This window comes from Bradyrhizobium sp. 139 (assembly GCF_023074175.1).
Classification (GTDB): domain Bacteria; phylum Pseudomonadota; class Alphaproteobacteria; order Rhizobiales; family Xanthobacteraceae; genus Bradyrhizobium.
On sequence record NZ_JADPKS010000107.1, the window covers coordinates 121592 to 139888 of the forward strand.

The following is an 18297-nucleotide window of genomic DNA, read 5'->3' on the forward strand; positions in this document are numbered from 1 at the left end:
ATGCTCGGCCAATACGCTGGGGTGCCGGCATCGGGACGCGCAAAAGGACGACGCGGCAAGACTGCGGCAATGACGAGCCCGTCGCCAGTTCGCGGAAGTCATTTGATCCGTCATCCCGAGGTGCGAGCCACGCGGCGCAGCGCGCCGTCGTGTGGAGAGCCTCGAAGGATGAACGGCCGAGATGCAGCCGCATTGACCCTTACTTCTTCGGTCTAGGCGCTCCCGCGCGCCGTCGCGCAAACTGGCTCACCGATTTCCAATCCAAGCGAACAAGAGCTTCCTTCTTTGCCCGGCTCCAGCCCTTGAGTTGCCGCTCGGCAGCGATGCCATCGGTTATCCGATCGAAATATTCGGACCACACCAGGACGACCGGACGCCGCGAAAAAGTGTATCCTGGATAAGCGCCGGCATTGTGCTCATCGACTCGCCTGGACACGTCCTCGCCAGTGGCACTTCCGATATAGAAGGAGCCGTCTGTGCATTTCAGCATGTAGACATAGATGCCCACAACATCATCCTTCGAGGCTCCCCCCGCGGTGCTGCGCACCACGCGGCTCGCACCTCAGGATGACGGCAGTGGACCTGTTGTCAATCTCAGCCTCGGCAACTTTTGGACGTGCCGCGAATTCGTGACTTCCTCGAGCTCTCGCTCTGCTTCTCACCCCGTCATCCTGAGGTGCGAGGCTTGCGATGCGAAGCATCGCAAGATGAGCCTCGAAGGATGAACGGCCACGATGCAGCTGGCCGTCGCCCTTCGAAGGCCGCTGAAGAGGCGGCCACCTCAGGGTGAGGTGAGGCAGGTTGCCTTCGAGTCATCCGCAACACCGGCGGCTGCGACGGCCGGATCAGCGCGAACGCGACCTGGATGATGCCGCCGGCAAGCCCAACGCCACGCCGATACGCCAGGCCATGGTGCAGGAGCCAAGTGAGTCGTAGATCACCCCGCCTCCGTAGGCGCCGAGGAAGCTGCCTGCCAACGATAAGGCGCTTTGCCGCGAACTTACCAGTCCCGCCGCGAGGAACGATTACATCAGCCCCGCTTTGTTCGTCCGCACCTTTTAATCAGCGGTTTGCGAACCCGGGCCGCGATCGAAGTACCGGTCAATGCGCATTCTTCTCGTGGGTGGTACGGGGCTTGTTGGATCGGCAATCCACGCCAGGTTGTCCGCCGAAGGACATGAATGCGTATTGGTGTCGCGTCATCCGACGGCGGCACCTGATACGCACCACATCACCCTCGATATTGCTCGGACGATCCCTTCGAAATGGAAGGGCATTCTTGCAGGAGTGGATGCCGTTATCAACGCGGCGGGTGCCCTGCAGGGACAGGACATGCAAGGCGTTCATGCCGTCGGCAGCGCGGCGCTTTATACGGCCTGCGAAAGCGCAGGCGTCCGCCGTGTCATCCTGTTCTCCGCGATCGGCAGCAATCGCGATGCGCCTACCGCTTTTTCTCGGACCAAGCGGGAAGGCGAAGCCGCTTTGATGGCGCGCGACCTCGATTGGGTCATACTGCGGCCTTCCGTCGTCGTGGGCCGCTCCGCCTATGGCGGCAGCGCGCTATTGCGAGGGCTGGCGTCCCTGCCGGTTCTACCGGTCATGCCCGACACGGCAGCCATTCAACCGGTACATCTCGACGACCTCGTCGAAACGGTTCTGTTCTTCCTGCAACCGGAGGCGCCTTCGCGCATCGCACTTGATCTCGCCGGTCCGCGGCAGATGGCCTTCAGCGACGCCGTCGCGCTGTTTCGCCACTGGCTGCGTTGGCGACCCGCTTACCGTTTGCGGCTACCCGCGTGGGCGGCTTCAGGCGCTTACCGCGCGGGAGACGTCGCGCAGCTGCTGGGTTGGCGAGCGCCCGTCAACTCGACGGCGCAGGTGGAAATGCGGCGCGGCGCGACCGGCGATGCCGAGCCCTGGCGTCAGGTTACTGGCATGCGGCCGCGCGATCTTGCAGCCGCGCTCGCAAGCGAGCCTGCCTCGGTGCAGGAGCGCTGGTTTGCACGGCTGTACGCGCTGAAGCCGCTGATATTCGGCGTCTTCGGCCTGTTCTGGATCGGCACCGGCATCATCTCCCTGGGGCCGGGCTGGGACATCGGTATGTCGTATGTCCGGGAAGGCGAGTTGGGAGAAAATTTCGCTTCGCTCACAGTCATCGCGGGAGCCCTCGCCGACACCGTCATCGGCCTCGCCATCCTTTGGCGGCCAGCGAGCCGCTATGGCCTCTGGGCAGCACTGATCGTCTCGCTCATCTATGTCGTGATCGGCACGGCGATGGTGCCGCGGCTGTGGGCCGATCCGCTTGGGCCAATGCTGAAGATCTGGCCGGTGCTGATGCTCAATCTCGTTGCGATGGCGATCCGGGAGGATCGTTGATGCTCTATTTCCTTGTCAAGATGGTGCACATCATCGGTGCAGCAGTCCTGCTCGGCACGGGTGCCGGCATCGCTTTTTTCCTGCTGGTGGCCCATCTGCGCGGTGACCCGCGCGAGATCGCCGGGGTTGCGCGGACGGTCGTGTTGGCCGATTTCCTGTTTACGGCGAGTGCCGTGATCCTGCAGCCGATCACCGGCACATGGCTCGCTTGGTCGAGCGGGTATTCCCTTCGCGATGGGTGGATTGCGGCGTCCATCGCATTGTACGTAGTAATTGGCGCCTTCTGGCTACCGGTGGTGTGGATGCAGATGCAAATGCGCGATCTTGCCGTCCGTGCGGTCGAGACCAACGCCAAGTTGCCTGCCGGGTATTACCGTCTCTTCCGATGGTGGTTCGCCTTTGGATTTCCGGCGTTTGCAGCCGTGCTGGCAATCTTCTGGCTGATGATCGCCCGCCCACCTATTCCATACTGGGATTAATTGACGTGCCTCTTCCTGAAATCATATCGCTCCCCACCCCCGGCTACGCCACCTTCAACACCGGCGGCTGCGACGGCCGGATCAGCGCGAACGCCACCTGGACGATGCCGCCGGCCAAGCCCAGCGCCACGCCGATGCGCCACGCCATGGTGTAGGAGCCAAGCGAGTCGTAGATCACCCCGCCTCCGTAGGCGCCGAGGAAGCTGCCGACCTGGTGGCTCATGAAGGCGAGGCCCTGGATCATCGCCTGCCAGCGCAGGCCGAACATTTCGGCCACCGCGCCTGCGACCAGCGGGCCGACACCCATCCATAGGAAGCCCATGATCGCGCCGAACAGCAGCGTCGAGGCCGGCGTCGCCGGCAGCATGAAGTACCAGGCGAGCGCGAGCGAGCGCAGGATGTAGATCCCGCCAAGCAGCGCGAGCTTGTTCCAGCGCTGGCCGGCCCAGCCGAAGAACAGCGATCCCAGCACGTTGAAGCCGCCGATCATGCCGAGCGTCTGCGCACTCAGCATCGGATCGAGGCCGCAGATCGCCAGATAGGACGGCAAATGCGTGGTGAGGAACACCAGCTGCATGCCGCAAACGAGATAGGCGCAGGTCATCACCACAAAGGATGCGTTGCCGAACGCGGTCTTCGCAGCCGTTACGGCGGTGGCATCGCCGATGTCATCGGCTGACGGCTTCGGCAGCGGGACTTGATCGACGCGGCCGGCATACCAGGCCGCGGGGATCATCAGCACCGACATCACCACGAAGCCGGCGAGCCCGATGCGCCAGCCGAATCCCTCGTTGAGCATCTGCCCGATCGGCGCCGACAGCAGCGCGCCGAGCGAGCCCGCGCCGGAGACGATGCCGAGCACGGTCGAGCGGACGGTCTCGGGCACCGCGCGCGCCGCCACCGACATCGCGATCGCCGCGGCGGTGCAAGCGAGCGATGTGCCGATCAGCACGCCGGCGCCGATCATGATGCTGACGAGTCCGTTCGCGGTCGTCATCAGCACCAGGCCGACGATGTACATCAGCGATCCCGCGATCATGATCGGACGGAAGCCGTAGCGCGTGGTCATCGCGCCGGCGAGCGGCTGGAGAAAGCCCCAGGCCAGGTTCTGCACCGCCAGCGCCAGCGTGAAGTCCGAGATCGAAATGTGGATGTCATGCGTCAGCGGTTGCATGAAGATGCCGAGGCTCTGCCGCAGCCCCATGCTCAGCGTCAGCATGATCGAGGCACCGATCAGGATGGGCAATGTCGGACGCAGGACCTGCAACAGGGGCATTGTTATTATTCTCCCTCATCGGCGCGGCACGATAGCCGTTGTCTGCGACTTCCGTTTATTTTGGTTACACAGACCTGTGTAACTAGGCTATAGAAGGGATGCACTGTCAAGCGAAGAGGACATTCACCGCCGCATGGCTCCCCCGCCCGCCAAACAGACGATGAAAGAGCGGATTCTCGAGACCGCCGATAAGCTGTTCTATCTGCAAGGCATTCGCGCTATCGGCGTCGACACCATCGCGGCCGAAATCGGCATCTCCAAACGCACGCTCTACAACCACTTCCCCTCCAAGGACGCGCTGATCGCGGCCTATCTGGAGCGCCGCTTCGTGCACGCGCGTCCCTCCGACAAGCCGCCGGCCGAGCAGATCCTCGCCACCTTCGATTCGCTGGAGCGGCGTTTTGCAGCAAAGGACTTTCGCGGCTGCCCGTTCGTGAACGCCGTGGCTGAGCTTGGGCCCGCGGACCGCAAAGTGAAGAAGATCGCGGTCGCCTTCAAGGAGAGCCGCCGCGTCTGGTTTCGCGACCGGCTGAACGAGCTCGGCGTTGCGGAAGCGGATGCGCTCGCAACCCAGCTCGTGCTGCTCGTCGACGGCTCCATCGCGCAGGACCTCGTCCGCGACGATCCCGCGATGGCGCGTGCGGCGAAGGAGGCTGCGAAGGTGCTGTTGCGGAATGCCGGGGTGGATGTAGGCTGCGCGGAGCCGACGGTGATGCGAGACAAGCGCACGCCACACTGACCGCCGTCGCCGCATCGTTCGTGTCATGCCCCGCGAAGGCGGGGTATTCCAGAGACAGCGAGGTTGGAATCGAGAGGCCGCGGCGTACTGGACTCCCCGCCTTCGCGGGGAATGACAGTTGAGTCTGTGGGGAAAGCGGCGACACCTAACTACATGTCAGGACCAACTCGCGATCCTATCAACATGCTCCTGTTTTGCCCGACGAGTCAAACAGGCTTGCTATCCGCGTAAGCGATTTTTGCTACCCGCGTAAGCCGTTGATTCCGCTATCTTCGCCTACTGTGCATGGGGTTGTTTTCGCATTTTTTTGTGCAGGCAGCCTCACGCCGCCTGCGACACTACGCGATTGCGGCCGTCGTGCTTGGCACGATACAGCGCGGTGTCTGCGCGTTTCAGCACGTCGGCGACCGCCTCGCCCTTCTGCTCCAGCGTGGTCAGGCCGATCGAGATCGTGACCTCGATGCGCTTGGTGCCCTTGTGAACGGCAAAGGGCTCGCCCGCGATCGAGCGGCGCAGGCGCTCGGCGACCATGCCGGCGACGTGGAGATCGGTCTCCGGCATCACGATGACGAACTCCTCGCCGCCGTAGCGGCAAGCCAGATCGATGCCGCGGATCGACTTGCGCACGCGCACCGCGAATTCGCGCAGCACGTCGTCGCCGGCGTCGTGGCCGTAATTGTCGTTGATGGACTTGAAGTAGTCGATGTCGAGGATCATCAGCGCCAGCGGCTTGCCCCGGGTCGAGGCCTGCTCGGCGAGCGTCGCCAGATGGCTCTCCATGTAGCGGCGATTGTGCAGGCCGGTGAGCGCGTCCGTGATCGCCATCTCGATCGAGTTCTGCACGTTGTCGCGCAGATGATCGGTGTAGCGGCGGCGGCGGATCTGCGTGCGGGCGCGCGCCAGCAGCTCGGTCTTGTCGATCGGACGCAGCAGATAGTCGTTGACGCCGATCTCGAGGCCGCGGAGCAGCCGCGTCGAGTTCTCGGGGTCCGCGATCGCCAGGATCGGCACATGGCGCGTGCGTTCCAGCGAGCGCGCTTGGCTACATAGCCTGAGGCCGTCGAAATTGTTGAGGTCGAGCGAGACGATCAGCAGGTCGTAATTGCCCTCGGCCGCATGGAACAGCGCTTCCGTCGGGTTCGGCTCGACGTCGATGGTGTGCTCTGCGGCGAGGATCGCCGCCAGCCGCTCATAGGAGGACTGACGGTCATCGACCAGCAGAATGCGTCCGCCCCTGCCGGTGTCGGCCACGGCGCTGCGCTCGGGCGCCTGCATGCCGATCTCGAGCGAGGTGATGGCGCGCATGCGCAGCTCATCGGTCATCATCTTCAGCCGGGTCAGCGAGCGCACGCGCGCGATCAGCACGACGTCGGAGACGGGTTTGGTCAGGAAATCGTCGGCGCCGGCTTCCAGCCCGCGGTTGCGGTCGGACGGGCTGTCGAGCGCCGTCACCATCACGACCGGAATGTGGTGCGTGGCCGGATCGGTCTTCAGGCGGCGGCAGACTTCGAAACCGTCCATGTCGGGCATCATCACGTCGAGCAGGATGATGTCGCATTCGGCGCGGGCGCAGATCGCCAGCGCCTCGGTGCCGTTCGAGGCGGTCATCACGTCGAAATATTCGGCGGACAGACGGGCCTCTAACAGCTTGACGTTGGCAGGGACGTCATCGACGACAAGGATACGCGCGGACACTTTGAACTCACTTCCTATCCGATAAAACGCCGGACCGTCTCAATGAATTTGCCGACCGAGATCGGCTTGGACAAATAGGCTTCGCAGCCGCCCTCGCGAATGCGCTCTTCGTCGCCCTTCATCGCAAAGGCCGTGACCGCGACGACGGGAATGCTACGCAGCTCCGGATCGTCCTTGATCCAGCGCGTCACCTCCAGCCCTGAGACCTGCGGCAATTGGATATCCATCAGCACAAGGTCAGGCCGCATATTGCGAACCAGATCGAGCGCCTCGTAGCCGTTGCTGGTGCCCGAGGTCTGGTAGCCGTGCGCCTCCAACAGGTCGCGGAAGAGCTTCATATTGAGCTCGTTGTCTTCCACGATCAGGACGGTCTTAGCCATCCGCCCTCCTGATTGGTCCGATGGACCGATACATGTGACGCCTCAGGCGCCGCTCGCCGGCGCTTCGAAAACTGGATTCAAACTAGCCCCAGATTCGCTCCAGTTTCGTTAAACCCGAGGGCCCACTTTCTACGATGTGGTTTCCGGTTGCTTGTCCGGGGTCGCAAGACTCAAGGCGAAGACTCGGGCATGATGACTCCAAAGTAGACACTGAAAGTTAACGGAAAGGCAAACCGGCCACGTGAAAAAGCCTGTTCACAACCCGTGCGAAGTCGCTGAAATCGTTGCGATTCAGGCGCTGTCTTTCGTCGCGAGCGAGCCCGAGCGGCTGGGCCTGTTCCTGGCTGAGACAGGCGTCGGTCCCGAGACCCTGCGCAATGCCGCCTCGGACCCCAATTTCCTTCTCAGCGTGCTCGATTTCGTGATGCGCGATGACGCCACCGTGAAGGCCTTTGCCGGCGCCGCGGAACTGCATCCGACCAATGTTGCCGCAGCGCGGCAGGTGCTGGGCGACGCGCTCGGCGACCGGATCTGGGAGCGCGACGTGCCGTGAGCGCCCCCGATCCGGCCGGGCCCCGCTGCTTCTGCCGGGATTGTCTGGCCGATCTGGACATGGGGGTACGGCGCTGTTCCAGCTGCGGTTCCCCTCGCCTCGTCCGCCACCGCGCATTGGCGAGCCTGACCATTGCCCATATCGATTGCGACGCCTTCTACGCGACCGTCGAGAAGCGCGACAATCCTGATATCGCCGACAAGCCCGTCATCATCGGCGGGGGCAAGCGCGGCGTGGTGTCGGCCGCCTGCTATATCGCGCGCACCTACGGCGTGCGCTCGGCCATGCCGATGTATAAGGCGCTGGAAGCCTGCCCGCATGCGACCGTAATCCCGCCTGACATGGCGAAGTACGTCCGCGTCGGCCGCGAAGTGCGCCAGGCCATGCAGGCGCTGACGCCGCTGGTCGAGCCGCTCTCGATCGACGAGGCCTTTCTCGATCTCTCCGGCACCGAACGGGTGCACGGCATGGCTCCGGCCAAAGTGCTGGCGCGCTTTGCCCGCAACATCGAGCGCGACATCGGCATCAGCGTCTCGGTCGGCCTGTCCTGCAACAAGTTCCTGGCCAAGATCGCCTCCGACCTCGACAAGCCGCGCGGCTTTGCCGCGCTCGACCAGGAGGAAGCGCATTTGATGCTGGCGGAGAAGCCGGTCGGCTTCATCTTCGGCGTCGGCCCGGCCACCCAGGAGCGCCTCGTGCAACGCGGTTTCCGCATCATCGCCGACTTGCAGAAGGCCGACGAGATCGAGATGATACGGCAGTTTCCGAGCGAGGGCCGCAGGCTGTGGCGGCTCGCGCGCGGCATCGACGACCGCCGTGTCGAGGCCGACCGCGGCGCCAAGACGATTTCCAGCGAAACCACCTTCGAGACCGACATTCGCGATTTCGCGACGCTGGAGAGGATTTTGTGGCGGCTGTGCGAGAAGACGTCATCGCGGTTGAAGAGCAGCGAGCTTGCCGGCTCGACCGTCACGCTGAAGCTGAAGACCGCCGACTTCCGCCAGCGCACCCGCTCGCAATCGATCGCAGCCCCGACGCAGCTCGCCGCAAAGATCTTCTCGATCTGCCGCGAAATGCTGGCGAAGGAGATCGACGGCACCGCCTTCCGCCTGATGGGCGCCGGCGTCAGCGCGCTGCGCGAAGGCTCGCCTGCCGACGACACCGACATGCTCGACCGCCGCGCCGCTCACGCCGAGCGAGCGGTGGACAGTTTGCGGAAGAAGTTCGGCAGTGGTGCCGTCATTCGCGGAATTGCATATGACGGGCCGGAGAAGACGCAGGAGTGATGGAGCGTTCTTTACGATGTCGGAGAGACATTGCGCGCAACCATTCAATATCGTCATTGCGAAGCACTCGTAGCCCGGATGGAGCGCAGCGCAATCCGGGAAACCGGTCGCTGCAGATATACTGCCCCGGATTTCGCTTCGCTCCATCCGGGCTGCGGGAAACACCTCAATCCGCGACCGCGATCGCCTCGATCTCGATCAGCCATTCCGGCGCGGCGAGCGCGGAGACGCCGACGAGCGTGCTTGCGGGCGGCTCCATCCCTTCGAAGAAGACCGAGCGGGCCTTGCCGATGATCGGGCGCAGCTCCGGCTTGTAGCCGACGACGAAGGTCGTGATCTTGACGATATTGGCGTAGCTCGCGCCGGCCGCCTTCAGCGCGTGGCCGAGATTCTGCATCACCTGCGTGGTCTGCGCGGCAATGTCGCCTTCGCCGACGATCCGTCCTTCCTCGTCCACCGACACCTGGCCCGAGATGTAGATGGTGCGCGCACCGGTGGCGGCGACGACGTGGGAGTAGGCGGGATTGTGATGCAGGCCGCTGGGGCGGAGATGGTCGAGCTTGGGCATGAGGCTGACTCCCGGAGGTTTGTGGTTGCGAGGGAGCGTAGCGGGAGACGAAGCTGAGGGCTAGATGCGAGAACACGCCCTCAATTACAGGGCTTGCTGTCCTTCACGTCGAACTTGCCCATCGCGCCGGAGATCACAAAATCGTTGTAATCGAGCACGAGCTGGCGCGAGACGCCGTTTTCGTAGAGCTCGAAGGCCATCGCATACACCGGCGTCTGCTCGCCTTCCTTCTGCTGGGCATCGCGGTCGAAATAGCTGACGGTGACCGGCCAGCGCTTCAGCGGCCTCATGTGCTCGTCCGTGGTCGATGGGTCGGACGAGGTGGCGCGCTCGGCGGGAATCGGCTGACCGATCACGGTCAGCGTATTGTAGACCTTCTGGCCGTCGTCGGAGCCGTCATAGACCGATAGCTCTAGCAGCGATTTGCCGTCCTTGGCGGCGGCAATGATGCGCTGGATCTGCTCGGTCGGAAACACGATCTTGCCGTCGAGGGTGAAGCTCTTCGGCGCCGGCAGCTTCAGCTTGACATTGATGTGGTCGCCGTCCCGCTCCGCCGAACCGTCGACCCGGCCGGCGTCGGCCTCGTTCATCCGCGTCTCGATTTTGAAGCGGTAGCTTTTGCCGCCGGCGTCCTCCCAGGAATTGGAGCGGAGGTCGCTGAGCGTGACCTTGCCCTCGCCGCTGTCGAGCTCGGAGACCTGGCGGAATTCAGAGGTGTAGCCCTCGCACGAGCTTCCGGTGAAGTTGTAGAGGATGCGGCCACGCGCGGCGTTGACCGAATTGGAGCGCGATTTGACCAGGCTCAAATCATAGAGCGCCTGATGCGCGAGGAACGGAGCATTGGCGGCCCGCGCTCCACCGCAAAAGCCGCAAGCGGCCGCCGCGAGCGCCACCACACCGAGCGAAGTCCGGAAAAGGTGCACCATGTCTGGTCCCTGGGGAAAGCGCAGATTCGTCATTTTAATGACCGTTCCATTGCGTCGCAACTGAGGCCGTTTCACGTAAAGTTGCGGCCCTCGCGTTGAACCTCCTGCCTAGCCTCAACAAAATACAGCCCCCTCCGGTTGCTTGCATGTGGCGGCACGATGGGCGAAACAGGGCGCGCCCGGCCTCCAAACGGACGCGCCAGGGCGGATGAATTTTGCACAACGAGGTCGAACATGGCGGGCACGGTCGAGCAGAAGCTGACGGAACAGGGCATCAAGCTGCACGAGGCTCCCACCCCCGTCGCCAATTACGTGCCGTTCGTGCGCACCGGTAACCTGCTGTTCGTCTCCGGCCAGGTCTGCTTCGATCCCGCCGGCAAGCTGATCGCCAAGGGTAAGCTCGGTGCCGGCGTTTCGATCGAAGAAGGTGCCGCGGCGGCGCGCGGCTGCGCCGTCAACCTGCTGGCCCAGGTCAAGGCGGCGCTCGGCGACCTCGACAAGGTCGTGCGCGTGGTGCGCCTCGGCGGCTTCATCAACTCGGCGCCGGACTTCCTGGACGGGCCGAAGGTCCTCAACGGCGCCTCCGACCTGATGGTTGCCGCCTTCGGCGACAAGGGCCGCCATGCCCGCACCACCGTCGGTGTCGCCTCGCTGCCCGCGGATGCGGCGGTCGAGGTCGAAGGCGTGTTCGAGGTCGCCTGACGCGAATGCGTGCACCTGATTGGCTGACAGCCCGGCCGGTCGCCCATCGCGGCCTGCACGACATTTCCCGCGGCATCGTCGAGAACATGCCGGGCGCGGTGCAGGCTGCGATCGCGGGCAATTTCTCGATCGAGGTCGACATCCAGCTTTCCGCCGACGGCGAGGCCATGGTGCATCACGACCATGCGCTCGGCCGCCTCACCGAGGCCGCCGGCGACGTAATCTCGAAGACCGCAGCCGAGCTGAAGGCAGTCAAGTTCAGGGATACGGACGAGCGGATGATGTCGCTGTCCGACCTCTGCGCCATGGTCGCCGGCCGCGTGCCGCTGGTGATCGAGGTGAAGAGCCATTTTCGCGGCGACCGCCAGCTGGTGAAGCGGATGGCCGAGGTGCTGGCGTCCTATGACGGGCCTGCCGTCGGCATGTCCTTCGATCCCGACCAGGTGCTGGCGCTGCGCGAACTGTTGCCCTCCCGCCCGCGCGGCATCGTTGCGCAGCGGACCTATGAGGACGAGTACTGGGCGAAACTGACCGAGGGGCAGCGCGACAGCATGCTGTACTTGCGCCACGGTTTTCAGACCCGGCCGCATTTCGTCGCCTTCAGGGTCGACGACCTGCCGGCCCCCGCCCCCTGGATCGCCCGCAATGTGTTCGGCTGCGCTCTGCTCGGCTGGACCGTGCGCACGCCGGAGCAGCGGACGCGGGTTCGGCAATATGCTGATCAGATGATTTTTGAGGGATTCGCACCGTAGGCTGATGTTCCGCACTCTTGAAGTCGCTGCTGCAATGCACGATCTTGGGCACGATGGCATCATCTGAAATCACGCTCGAGGCCGTACCTTCCGTTCGCGAGGTGCCTGCTGAGGATTGGGACGCCTGCGCCAATCCCGACAAGGCCTGCAACGGACATGGCAGGGGAACCTCATCCGGGCTTCCAGGCGATTCCCTGGGCTTCTCAAAACCCGCCTATAACCCTTTCGTCTCGCACGCATTTCTTTCCGCCGTTGAGAAATCGGGTTCAGCCACATTGCGCACCGGCTGGGGACCCCGGCATCTCGTGGCCAAGCTCGATGGCCGCGTCGTCGGGGTCGTGCCCTGCTATCTGAAATCGCACTCGCAAGGCGAATACGTTTTCGACCGCGGCTGGGCGGACGCCTATGAGCGCGCCGGCGGACGCTATTATCCGAAACTCCAGGTCTCGGTTCCCTTCACGCCCGCGACGGGACCGCGGCTTCTGGTTCGCGACGGCGTCGACCGGGAGCGCGTCACGGAGGCGCTGGCGAGCGGCCTGGTGGCGCTGTGCGGCGTTAGCAAGGCCTCCTCGGTGCACGTCACTTTCGCGCGCGAGGCGGAGTGGAAACTGCTTGCCGGGCATGGCTTCCTCCAGCGCACCGACCAACAGTTCCACTGGCAGAACGACGGCTTTGCGAGTTTCGATGATTTCCTGGCGACGCTCAATTCGCGCCACCGCAAGTCGATCAAGCGCGAGCGGCGCGACGCGCTCGCCCCTGGCATCACCATCCACTGGCTCACGGGCAAAGACATCACCGAGGATGCCTGGGATGCCTTCTTCGCATTCTACACTGAGACGGGCTCGCGCAAATGGGGCCGTCCCTATCTTACGCGCGAATTCTTCTCGCTGATCGGCGAGACCATGAGCCACGACGTGCTGCTGGTGATGGCCCGGCGCAACGGCCGCTGGATTGCGGGCGCAATCAACTTCATCGGCTCGGACACGCTGTTCGGCCGCAACTGGGGCGCGGTCGAGCATCATCCGTTCCTGCATTTCGAGGTCTGCTATTACCAGGCGATCGACTTCGCGATCAAACACGGCCTCAATAATGTCGAGGCCGGCGCGCAGGGCGAGCACAAGATCGCGCGCGGCTACCTGCCGCGGACGACCCATTCCGCCCACTTCATCGCCGATCCGGGCCTGCGCCGCGCCATCGACGATTACCTCAAGCGCGAGCGCGCCTATGTCGCCGAGGCCGGACGGGAGCTCGCCGAGCTCGGCCCGTTCCGGAAAGGCGTCGACGAGGCGCCTTGACGGCCTGCTGCGGCTGGTGACAGTAAGCGAAAAAATTCGAGGAGCCGCCATGACCGCCTACGACCCCAACAACATCTTCGCAAAGATCCTGCGCGGCGAGTTTCCCTGCCACAAGGTCTATGAGGACGAACACGTGTTCGCCTTCCTCGATATCATGCCGCGGGTATCGGGCCACACGCTGGTGATCCCGAAGGCCCCTGCCCGCAACATCCTCGACATCAAGCCCGACGACTACGCCCATGTCGCCCGCGGCGCGCACAAGATCGCGGCCGCGGCGATGAAAGCGTTCGAGGCCGATGGCATCACCGTGCAACAGTTCAACGAACCCGCCGGCGGACAGGTGGTGTTTCATCTCCACATGCACGTGATGCCGCGCCACGACGGCGTGGCCATGCTGCCGCCCGCCAGCCGCAAGGAAGACGTCAAGATGCTGGAAGAGAACGCGGCCAAGCTGATCGCGGCGCTGAAGGCGGGCTAGCTCTCTCCGCTCGTCACTGCGAGCAACAGTCTGGATTGCTTGGTCGCAAAGGCTCCTCGCAATGACGGAGGAGAGGCTTCACTCCGCCTGAAAATCACCCGCCTGCGGCGCGGCCAGCGGCGTGAATTCGCAACGATCCGGCTTGATGTCGATCAGCGGCGTGTTGTCGATGCAGTCGAGCCCGCGCACGAGAATGGCATTGCCCTCGATGCCGACGAGCTTGACGATCGAGGTGCCGATCGGGTTGGGCCGGACCGGTGAGCGCAGCGAGAACGTGCCGCGGGTCTTCTCGTTGTTCTTCGGGCTTTGCAGGACGATGTCGCGGCGCGACTTGTCGAGCCAGTAGAGCACTTCGAGATTGCTGTAGAAATCGACGCCCTTGATGGCCGCCACGAACGGCTCGAAGATCTCGAGGCGGCATATCGGGCCGTCGGCGCGGCCCTGGCGCGGCGTCTCCATCCGCGAGGTCCAGGGCGTGCGGATGCGGCCGATGAAGACGAGGCCAGCATCCTCCGTCGACGGCAGCTCGATGGCGACCTCGCCCTCGCGGAGCTCGTTTTCGCGAACCATATTTCCAGTTCCTTGCTGTTCGCCGATGGTTTTAGCCCAACCACCACTTGCCGGCCAGCATGAAGACTTCGCCGGTCACCACGCCTGCAAAGATCGAGCGGCCGGTCAGCAGGAAGACGACGAGGCCTGCGCCGACCGCGCCGTAGCGCAGGACATCAGGCACGCTGGCAAGCGCCCCCGGCGGCTCGACCACGATCTGGGCGATGACGCCGGCCAGGATGGCGGTGGCGACCGCCCTCACCCAGACCAGGAGCTCTGAGCCCTCATCGATGCCACCGCCGAACCACAGGCCCAGCATGCGCCATATCTGGTTCGGAACGACGCCTGCGACGAACAGCACCGCCAGCGCATGCCAGTCGCCGATGAGCTGCGCAAAGCTCATGCGCGCACCTCCCGCCACCAATGCACGCCATACGCGATCGTACCCGCCACGAGGCCGCTGACGAGGATGTCGAGGCCGGAGTTCATCTTCGCGGCCAGCGGATAAAGCAAAATCCCGAGCGTCAGCGCGACGACGTCGGCGACCTCGCGGCTGTTGCGCGCGGTCGAGAACAGAAAGGACAGCGGCGTCAGCAGCAGGATCGCGGCACCCAGCGTCTGCGTGAGATTGGCGGCGAGGAAATAGCCAACCGTGTTGGCGGTGAGGCACACCGAGACGAGGCCGCAGCCGAGCCCATGGACGAAGGCGATGCGCCGCTCGCGCGGCACCTGCGGCAGGAAGCGATGGCATTCGACCCAGAGCGTCACGGCTGTGAGATGGGCAGCAAAGATCATCTCGCGCCGTTTCGTCGTCGGCGTGCGCATCAGCGGCAAGACCGACACCACCATCGGAAACAGGCGGATGGCGCTGACGGTTACCGCGACCGCCGACTGAATGATGGTGGCGCCGGAGCCGAGCGTGGTGATCAGAATGATCTGCGCTGGACCGGCCCAGACGAACAACGTCGAGGCGAGCGCCCAGGCCAGGCTGAAATGGCTGTCGTGGGCGAGCGCGCCGATGCCGAGATAGGTCACGAACAGCACGACGGTGAGGATCGTCTGCGTGATCGAGCGCAGCCCCCACGCAAAGGCGCGCCAGGGACTTTGCCATTGAGGTGAATCGAGTGGAGGAAGCGCCACGGGAGGTTCGGCTAGAGTTACGAAATCGTGGCCGCATAACGGGCAATGTGGCCGCTGGCGTCAAGGAAGCGCGAGGCGGGGCTGGCATGCGCGCGCCAACACTATCCCCGTCATTCCGGGCGCGACGAAGTCGCGAGCTATGATGCGCAATTGCGCATCTGAGAATCCATCATGCAGCCGTCCCCGCGGTCCAATGGATTCCGGGCTCGCGCCCAAGGAGGCGCGCCCCGGAATGACAAGAGGAGACACAGACGCCCCCTACCCGCTCACACCCCTGTTCTTCAGCACGAAGCAGGCACCGCCCGCCTTGCGGATGCGGTTGCAGAGATCATCTGCCTCGCTGCGCGTATCGGCACCTATGCGCACCTGATAAAATGCGCGCGTACCGCGGCTGCGCATCACCGAGCTTAGCAGGCTCGGATCGCGATCGCCGATCACGGTGTTCAGCCGCGTGACGGCGCGCGAATACATTGCCAGCGCCCTGTTGCGGTCGAATCCGGCGGCGAGCTGCACGCCCCAGACCTTTGCGGCAGCCAGCTCCACATGCTGTTCGAGCTCGGCGACGAAGGCATTCGGCGCGCGCTTCAGAAGCGCCATGAGGTCGCGGCAGCTCGTCGGCGGGGCGCTTGACGGCCCCTTGCCCGTGCTGCCTGCCTTGGCCCACGCCTCGACGGTTGCGCCGGTGATGGCGAGAACATAGTTGCGCGTCTGCTCCGGCATGCCGCCGGTGCCGGCAAGCCATTCCTGCACCCGTCGCGGCCCGGCATTATAGGCCGCGGCAGCAAGTCCGAGATTGCCGAACTGGTTGCGCAGCTCGTTCAGAAACTCCGCCGACTTCGGCAGCGCCTGCACCGGATTGAAGGGGTTGAGCAGCCCGCGCTCGTTCGCAGTGCCCGGCATGAACTGTGCGATCCCCTGCGCGCGTTCGCCGCTGCGCGTCACCGGGCCCACCGCATCAGTCTGAAAGCGGCTCTCCTGCCAGATCACGCGGGCAAAGAATTCCAGCGGCAGATTGGCATCCCGCGCGGCGGCCTCGATGATCAGGCAGATCGACTCCCGCGTGTCGCTCTCGCGCGCATCGGCAGGCTTCGCCGGCGACGTCGCGAGCTGTTCGACGCTCGGCACGGCGACGTCAGTCTTTGCAGGCGAGCTGTCCCACGCCGCCGCCTGTGTCACCGAGACAAGCAGCGCGGTGATGATGCGCGATGCAATCTGCATCCATCGCGTGCAGGCATGACGATGGCGCCCGCCGGTGCGGCATGCAACAAGATGATCTGCCAGATTGTGGCATCGTGCCATGATTATGCGAGTTGCCAATATGCTGCCTGACCTGCCTCACCCAATGCGTCACCCCGCCAAACGGATCCACGCCTTCCTTGCCGTTGTCGCTCTTCTCCTGAGCGTCGCGCCGGCCGCCGCGCAAGTGAACCCGCAAGTCACGTCTCAAGTCACGTCTCAAGTCACGTCTCAAGTCGTGTCTCAAGTCACTTGGCGGATGACCACGGAATACCCAGAGAATAACATCTCCGGGATCGGGCTCACCACCTTCGCCGATCGCGTCGCGGCGCGCACAAACGGTTTCGTGAGCGTGGCCAACGCGTTCGACAACGACCTCAAGATCAGCTCGGGCGAGATGCCGCGCGCCGCGCTGGATGGCCGGATCGCTGGCGGCGATGCCTTCGCGGGCGCGCTTTCGGGCCTCGACCCGGTACTCGGACTGTCCACCCTGCCCTTCCTGGTGCAATCGGCCGACCTCGCCCGCGCCACCAATCTGCGGGCGCGCCCGCTCTACGAAAAGGCGCTCGCGGCGCGCGGCCTCAAGCTGCTCTATGTCACGATCTGGCCGGCCACGGGCCTCTGGTCGGACCATGCGCTCGAAGGCGCCGACGACCTGCCGAAACTGAACTTGCGAGCCTATGACGCCAATTCCAGCGAGGTCATGCGTGCGGCCGGCGCGAATGCACAGTTCCTGCCGATGGACGCGGCGCTCGCCGGACTCAGGGAGCACCGGCTGAATGCGTTCCTCACCTCCGGCGACGGCGGCGCGGGACGCAAACTCTGGGACTTCCTGCCCTACTTTACAGCCATCAACTACGCGATGCCGGTCTCGATCGCCTTCGTCCGCAGCGACGCACTTGCCGAACTGTCCGAGCCGATGCAGCGCGAGGTGCTGGCCGCGGCGGCCGAGACCGAGCAAAGCCAATTCGCGCTATTGACCCATCGCACCTCCGAAAATCATGCGCGCATGCGCGACAATAGCGTCCGCATCGCCGAACCTGCGCCGCCATCCCTCGTCGCCGCGCTCCGAAAGGCGGCAACGCCTGCAATCACCGATTGGGAGGCACGGGCCGGCACGGACGCCGCTGCGCTCGTCGAATGGGCCCGGCAGCAATGACGCATCGGGTCTTGACTTGAAAGCCGATCCAACTAGCAACGGGGCGGGATCAACCGCGGACCGAGGCGCATGGCGACAATCTTCTTTGATCTCGACGGCACGCTCACCAACCCCAAGCCCGGTATCACGCGCTCGATCCAGTACGCGCTGGAGCGGCTGGGCGTCGCAGTCCCGAGCGAGGACGAGCTTACCTGGTGCATCGGCCCGCCGTTGCATGCCAGCCTGAAGAAGCTCACGGGCAGCGAGGAACTCGCCGACCGGGCGCTGCTGCTCTATCGCGAGCGCTTCAGCGATGTCGGCCTGTTCGAGAACGAGGCCTATGCCGGCATCATGGACACGCTGGCAACGCTTGCCGCGACGACGCCGCGCATGTTCGTGGCGACCAGCAAGCCCGCGGTCTACGCCATCCGCATCGTCGATCATTTCGGCCTGAAGCCGTATTTCGAGCGCGTGTTCGGCTCCGAACTCGACGGCACGCGTGTCGACAAGCGCGACCTGCTGCGCTACGCGCTCGACGAGGCGAAGGTCGATCCCGGCAGCGCGATCATGATCGGCGACCGCAGCCACGACGTGATCGGTGCCCGCACCAACGGCATGACCGCAATCGGCGTGCTCTATGGCTACGGCAGCGAGGCCGAGCTCAAGGAAGCCGGCGCACATCACATCTGCGCCGCGCATCCCGAGCTGCTCGGGCATTGCGCAGCTTGA

At 64.4% G+C, this 18297-nt stretch carries 21 protein-coding genes and 1 pseudogene; 11 read left to right on the top strand and 11 right to left on the bottom strand.

Features of this window, described 5'->3' with window-relative positions:
* Positions 1 to 199 precede the first annotated feature (199 nt).
* Together IVA80_RS24610 and IVA80_RS38660 are read right to left on the bottom strand one after the other, a co-directional pair.
* A complete protein-coding gene (locus tag IVA80_RS24610; RefSeq protein WP_247436536.1) occupies positions 200 to 508 on the bottom strand; it encodes a GIY-YIG nuclease family protein in 309 nt (102 codons plus the stop codon).
* A 308-nt stretch (positions 509 to 816) separates the two neighbouring features.
* Positions 817 to 971: pseudogene (locus IVA80_RS38660) on the bottom strand (MFS transporter); the annotation flags it as partial.
* Positions 972 to 1104: 133 nt separating this feature from the next.
* On the opposite strand from IVA80_RS38660, the gene IVA80_RS24615 reads away from it, so the two are divergent.
* Both IVA80_RS24615 and IVA80_RS24620 read left to right on the top strand, forming a co-directional pair.
* Positions 1105 to 2376, top strand: coding sequence for an SDR family oxidoreductase (locus tag IVA80_RS24615; RefSeq protein WP_247436538.1), 1272 nt, complete (start codon positions 1105 to 1107; stop codon positions 2374 to 2376).
* A complete protein-coding gene (locus IVA80_RS24620) occupies positions 2376 to 2855 on the top strand; it encodes a DUF2269 domain-containing protein (protein WP_247436540.1) in 480 nt (159 codons plus the stop codon). Before IVA80_RS24615 ends, IVA80_RS24620 begins: the two co-directional genes overlap by 1 nt.
* A 43-nt stretch (positions 2856 to 2898) precedes the next feature.
* Here the strand turns inward: IVA80_RS24620 and IVA80_RS24625 are convergent, their stop codons facing one another.
* A complete protein-coding gene (locus tag IVA80_RS24625; RefSeq protein ID WP_247436543.1) occupies positions 2899 to 4131 on the bottom strand; it encodes an MFS transporter in 1233 nt (410 codons plus the stop codon).
* A 133-nt stretch (positions 4132 to 4264) separates the two neighbouring features.
* Between IVA80_RS24625 and IVA80_RS24630 the strand changes: the two genes are divergently transcribed.
* Positions 4265 to 4870, top strand: coding sequence for a TetR/AcrR family transcriptional regulator (locus IVA80_RS24630; RefSeq protein WP_247436546.1), 606 nt, complete (start codon positions 4265 to 4267; stop codon positions 4868 to 4870).
* 321 nt (positions 4871 to 5191) lie between these two features.
* Here IVA80_RS24630 and IVA80_RS24635 read toward each other — a convergent pair whose 3' ends face one another.
* Positions 5192 to 6565: a PleD family two-component system response regulator gene (locus IVA80_RS24635; protein ID WP_247436549.1), complete on the bottom strand. Its 1374-nt coding sequence runs from the start codon at positions 6563 to 6565 to the stop codon at positions 5192 to 5194.
* A gap of 14 nt (positions 6566 to 6579) precedes the next feature.
* The gene (locus IVA80_RS24640) at positions 6580 to 6945 is read right to left on the bottom strand and encodes a response regulator (protein ID WP_247436552.1); all 366 of its coding nucleotides are present in this window, start codon (positions 6943 to 6945) and stop codon (positions 6580 to 6582) included.
* A 241-nt stretch (positions 6946 to 7186) separates the two neighbouring features.
* Here IVA80_RS24640 and IVA80_RS24645 point away from each other — a divergent pair, with 241 nt between their 5' ends.
* Positions 7187 to 7498 (top strand): DUF3572 domain-containing protein, encoded by a 312-nt coding sequence (locus tag IVA80_RS24645; RefSeq protein ID WP_247436556.1) that lies wholly within the window; start codon positions 7187 to 7189, stop codon positions 7496 to 7498.
* A complete protein-coding gene (locus IVA80_RS24650; RefSeq protein ID WP_247436559.1) occupies positions 7495 to 8784 on the top strand; it encodes a DNA polymerase IV in 1290 nt (429 codons plus the stop codon). The genes IVA80_RS24645 and IVA80_RS24650 overlap by 4 nt, the downstream gene beginning before the upstream one ends.
* Positions 8785 to 8950: 166 nt before the next feature.
* On the opposite strand, the gene IVA80_RS24655 is transcribed toward IVA80_RS24650, so the two are convergent.
* Both IVA80_RS24655 and IVA80_RS24660 read right to left on the bottom strand, forming a co-directional pair.
* Positions 8951 to 9352, bottom strand: coding sequence for a RidA family protein (locus IVA80_RS24655; protein WP_247436561.1), 402 nt, complete (start codon positions 9350 to 9352; stop codon positions 8951 to 8953).
* Positions 9353 to 9432: 80 nt separating this feature from the next.
* Positions 9433 to 10278: a cell envelope integrity EipB family protein gene (locus IVA80_RS24660; protein ID WP_247436564.1), complete on the bottom strand. Its 846-nt coding sequence runs from the start codon at positions 10276 to 10278 to the stop codon at positions 9433 to 9435.
* A gap of 234 nt (positions 10279 to 10512) precedes the next feature.
* Here IVA80_RS24660 and IVA80_RS24665 point away from each other — a divergent pair, with 234 nt between their 5' ends.
* From IVA80_RS24665 to IVA80_RS24680, 4 genes are read left to right on the top strand one after another with little or no spacing between them, the layout of a single operon-like run.
* Complete coding sequence (locus IVA80_RS24665; RefSeq protein ID WP_247436567.1) at positions 10513 to 10980, top strand: RidA family protein; 468 nt, start codon at positions 10513 to 10515, stop codon at positions 10978 to 10980.
* 5 nt (positions 10981 to 10985) lie between these two features.
* Positions 10986 to 11732 carry a glycerophosphodiester phosphodiesterase gene (locus IVA80_RS24670; RefSeq protein WP_247436571.1) on the top strand — a complete coding sequence of 249 codons (747 nt, stop codon included), beginning with the start codon at positions 10986 to 10988 and terminating at the stop codon, positions 11730 to 11732.
* Between the two features lie 53 nt (positions 11733 to 11785).
* A complete protein-coding gene (locus IVA80_RS24675) occupies positions 11786 to 13027 on the top strand; it encodes a GNAT family N-acetyltransferase (RefSeq protein ID WP_247436574.1) in 1242 nt (413 codons plus the stop codon).
* A gap of 49 nt (positions 13028 to 13076) precedes the next feature.
* Positions 13077 to 13505, top strand: coding sequence for an HIT family protein (locus tag IVA80_RS24680; RefSeq protein WP_247436576.1), 429 nt, complete (start codon positions 13077 to 13079; stop codon positions 13503 to 13505).
* Positions 13506 to 13583: 78 nt separating this feature from the next.
* On the opposite strand, the gene tsaA is transcribed toward IVA80_RS24680, so the two are convergent.
* From tsaA to IVA80_RS24700, 4 genes are all read right to left on the bottom strand, one after another.
* Complete coding sequence (tsaA, locus tag IVA80_RS24685; protein WP_247436578.1) at positions 13584 to 14075, bottom strand: tRNA (N6-threonylcarbamoyladenosine(37)-N6)-methyltransferase TrmO; 492 nt, start codon at positions 14073 to 14075, stop codon at positions 13584 to 13586.
* Between the two features lie 31 nt (positions 14076 to 14106).
* Complete coding sequence (locus IVA80_RS24690) at positions 14107 to 14457, bottom strand: AzlD domain-containing protein (RefSeq protein WP_247436580.1); 351 nt, start codon at positions 14455 to 14457, stop codon at positions 14107 to 14109.
* On the bottom strand, positions 14454 to 15194 hold the full coding sequence (locus tag IVA80_RS24695) for an AzlC family ABC transporter permease (RefSeq protein WP_247436582.1): 741 nt from the start codon (positions 15192 to 15194) through the stop codon (positions 14454 to 14456). Before IVA80_RS24695 ends, IVA80_RS24690 begins: the two co-directional genes overlap by 4 nt.
* A 258-nt stretch (positions 15195 to 15452) precedes the next feature.
* Positions 15453 to 16412, bottom strand: coding sequence for a lytic transglycosylase domain-containing protein (locus IVA80_RS24700; RefSeq protein WP_247436584.1), 960 nt, complete (start codon positions 16410 to 16412; stop codon positions 15453 to 15455).
* Positions 16413 to 16512: 100 nt separating this feature from the next.
* Between IVA80_RS24700 and IVA80_RS24705 the strand changes: the two genes are divergently transcribed.
* Both IVA80_RS24705 and IVA80_RS24710 read left to right on the top strand, forming a co-directional pair.
* Entirely contained in the window at positions 16513 to 17589 is a 1077-nt protein-coding gene (locus IVA80_RS24705) for a TRAP transporter substrate-binding protein (protein WP_247436586.1), read from the top strand.
* A 69-nt stretch (positions 17590 to 17658) separates the two neighbouring features.
* Complete coding sequence (locus IVA80_RS24710) at positions 17659 to 18297, top strand: HAD family hydrolase (RefSeq protein ID WP_247436588.1); 639 nt, start codon at positions 17659 to 17661, stop codon at positions 18295 to 18297.

What these genes read in the sequence shown, in the direction of transcription:
- IVA80_RS24615 (WP_247436538.1), top strand. Translation starts at nt 1,105, where the DNA reads ATGCGCATTCTTCTCGTGGGTGGTACGGGGCTTGTTGGATCGGCAATC.
- IVA80_RS24620 (WP_247436540.1), top strand. Translation starts at nt 2,376, where the DNA reads ATGCTCTATTTCCTTGTCAAGATGGTGCACATCATCGGTGCAGCAGTC.
- IVA80_RS24625 (WP_247436543.1), bottom strand. Translation starts at nt 4,131, where the DNA reads ATGCCCCTGTTGCAGGTCCTGCGTCCGACATTGCCCATCCTGATCGGT.
- IVA80_RS24630 (WP_247436546.1), top strand. Translation starts at nt 4,265, where the DNA reads ATGGCTCCCCCGCCCGCCAAACAGACGATGAAAGAGCGGATTCTCGAG.
- IVA80_RS24640 (WP_247436552.1), bottom strand. Translation starts at nt 6,945, where the DNA reads ATGGCTAAGACCGTCCTGATCGTGGAAGACAACGAGCTCAATATGAAG.
- IVA80_RS24655 (WP_247436561.1), bottom strand. Translation starts at nt 9,352, where the DNA reads ATGCCCAAGCTCGACCATCTCCGCCCCAGCGGCCTGCATCACAATCCC.
- IVA80_RS24660 (WP_247436564.1), bottom strand. Translation starts at nt 10,278, where the DNA reads ATGGTGCACCTTTTCCGGACTTCGCTCGGTGTGGTGGCGCTCGCGGCG.
- IVA80_RS24665 (WP_247436567.1), top strand. Translation starts at nt 10,513, where the DNA reads ATGGCGGGCACGGTCGAGCAGAAGCTGACGGAACAGGGCATCAAGCTG.
- IVA80_RS24670 (WP_247436571.1), top strand. Translation starts at nt 10,986, where the DNA reads ATGCGTGCACCTGATTGGCTGACAGCCCGGCCGGTCGCCCATCGCGGC.
- IVA80_RS24675 (WP_247436574.1), top strand. Translation starts at nt 11,786, where the DNA reads ATGGCATCATCTGAAATCACGCTCGAGGCCGTACCTTCCGTTCGCGAG.
- IVA80_RS24680 (WP_247436576.1), top strand. Translation starts at nt 13,077, where the DNA reads ATGACCGCCTACGACCCCAACAACATCTTCGCAAAGATCCTGCGCGGC.
- tsaA (WP_247436578.1), bottom strand. Translation starts at nt 14,075, where the DNA reads ATGGTTCGCGAAAACGAGCTCCGCGAGGGCGAGGTCGCCATCGAGCTG.
- IVA80_RS24690 (WP_247436580.1), bottom strand. Translation starts at nt 14,457, where the DNA reads ATGAGCTTTGCGCAGCTCATCGGCGACTGGCATGCGCTGGCGGTGCTG.
- IVA80_RS24700 (WP_247436584.1), bottom strand. Translation starts at nt 16,412, where the DNA reads ATGCAGATTGCATCGCGCATCATCACCGCGCTGCTTGTCTCGGTGACA.
- IVA80_RS24705 (WP_247436586.1), top strand. Translation starts at nt 16,513, where the DNA reads ATGCTGCCTGACCTGCCTCACCCAATGCGTCACCCCGCCAAACGGATC.
- IVA80_RS24710 (WP_247436588.1), top strand. Translation starts at nt 17,659, where the DNA reads ATGGCGACAATCTTCTTTGATCTCGACGGCACGCTCACCAACCCCAAG.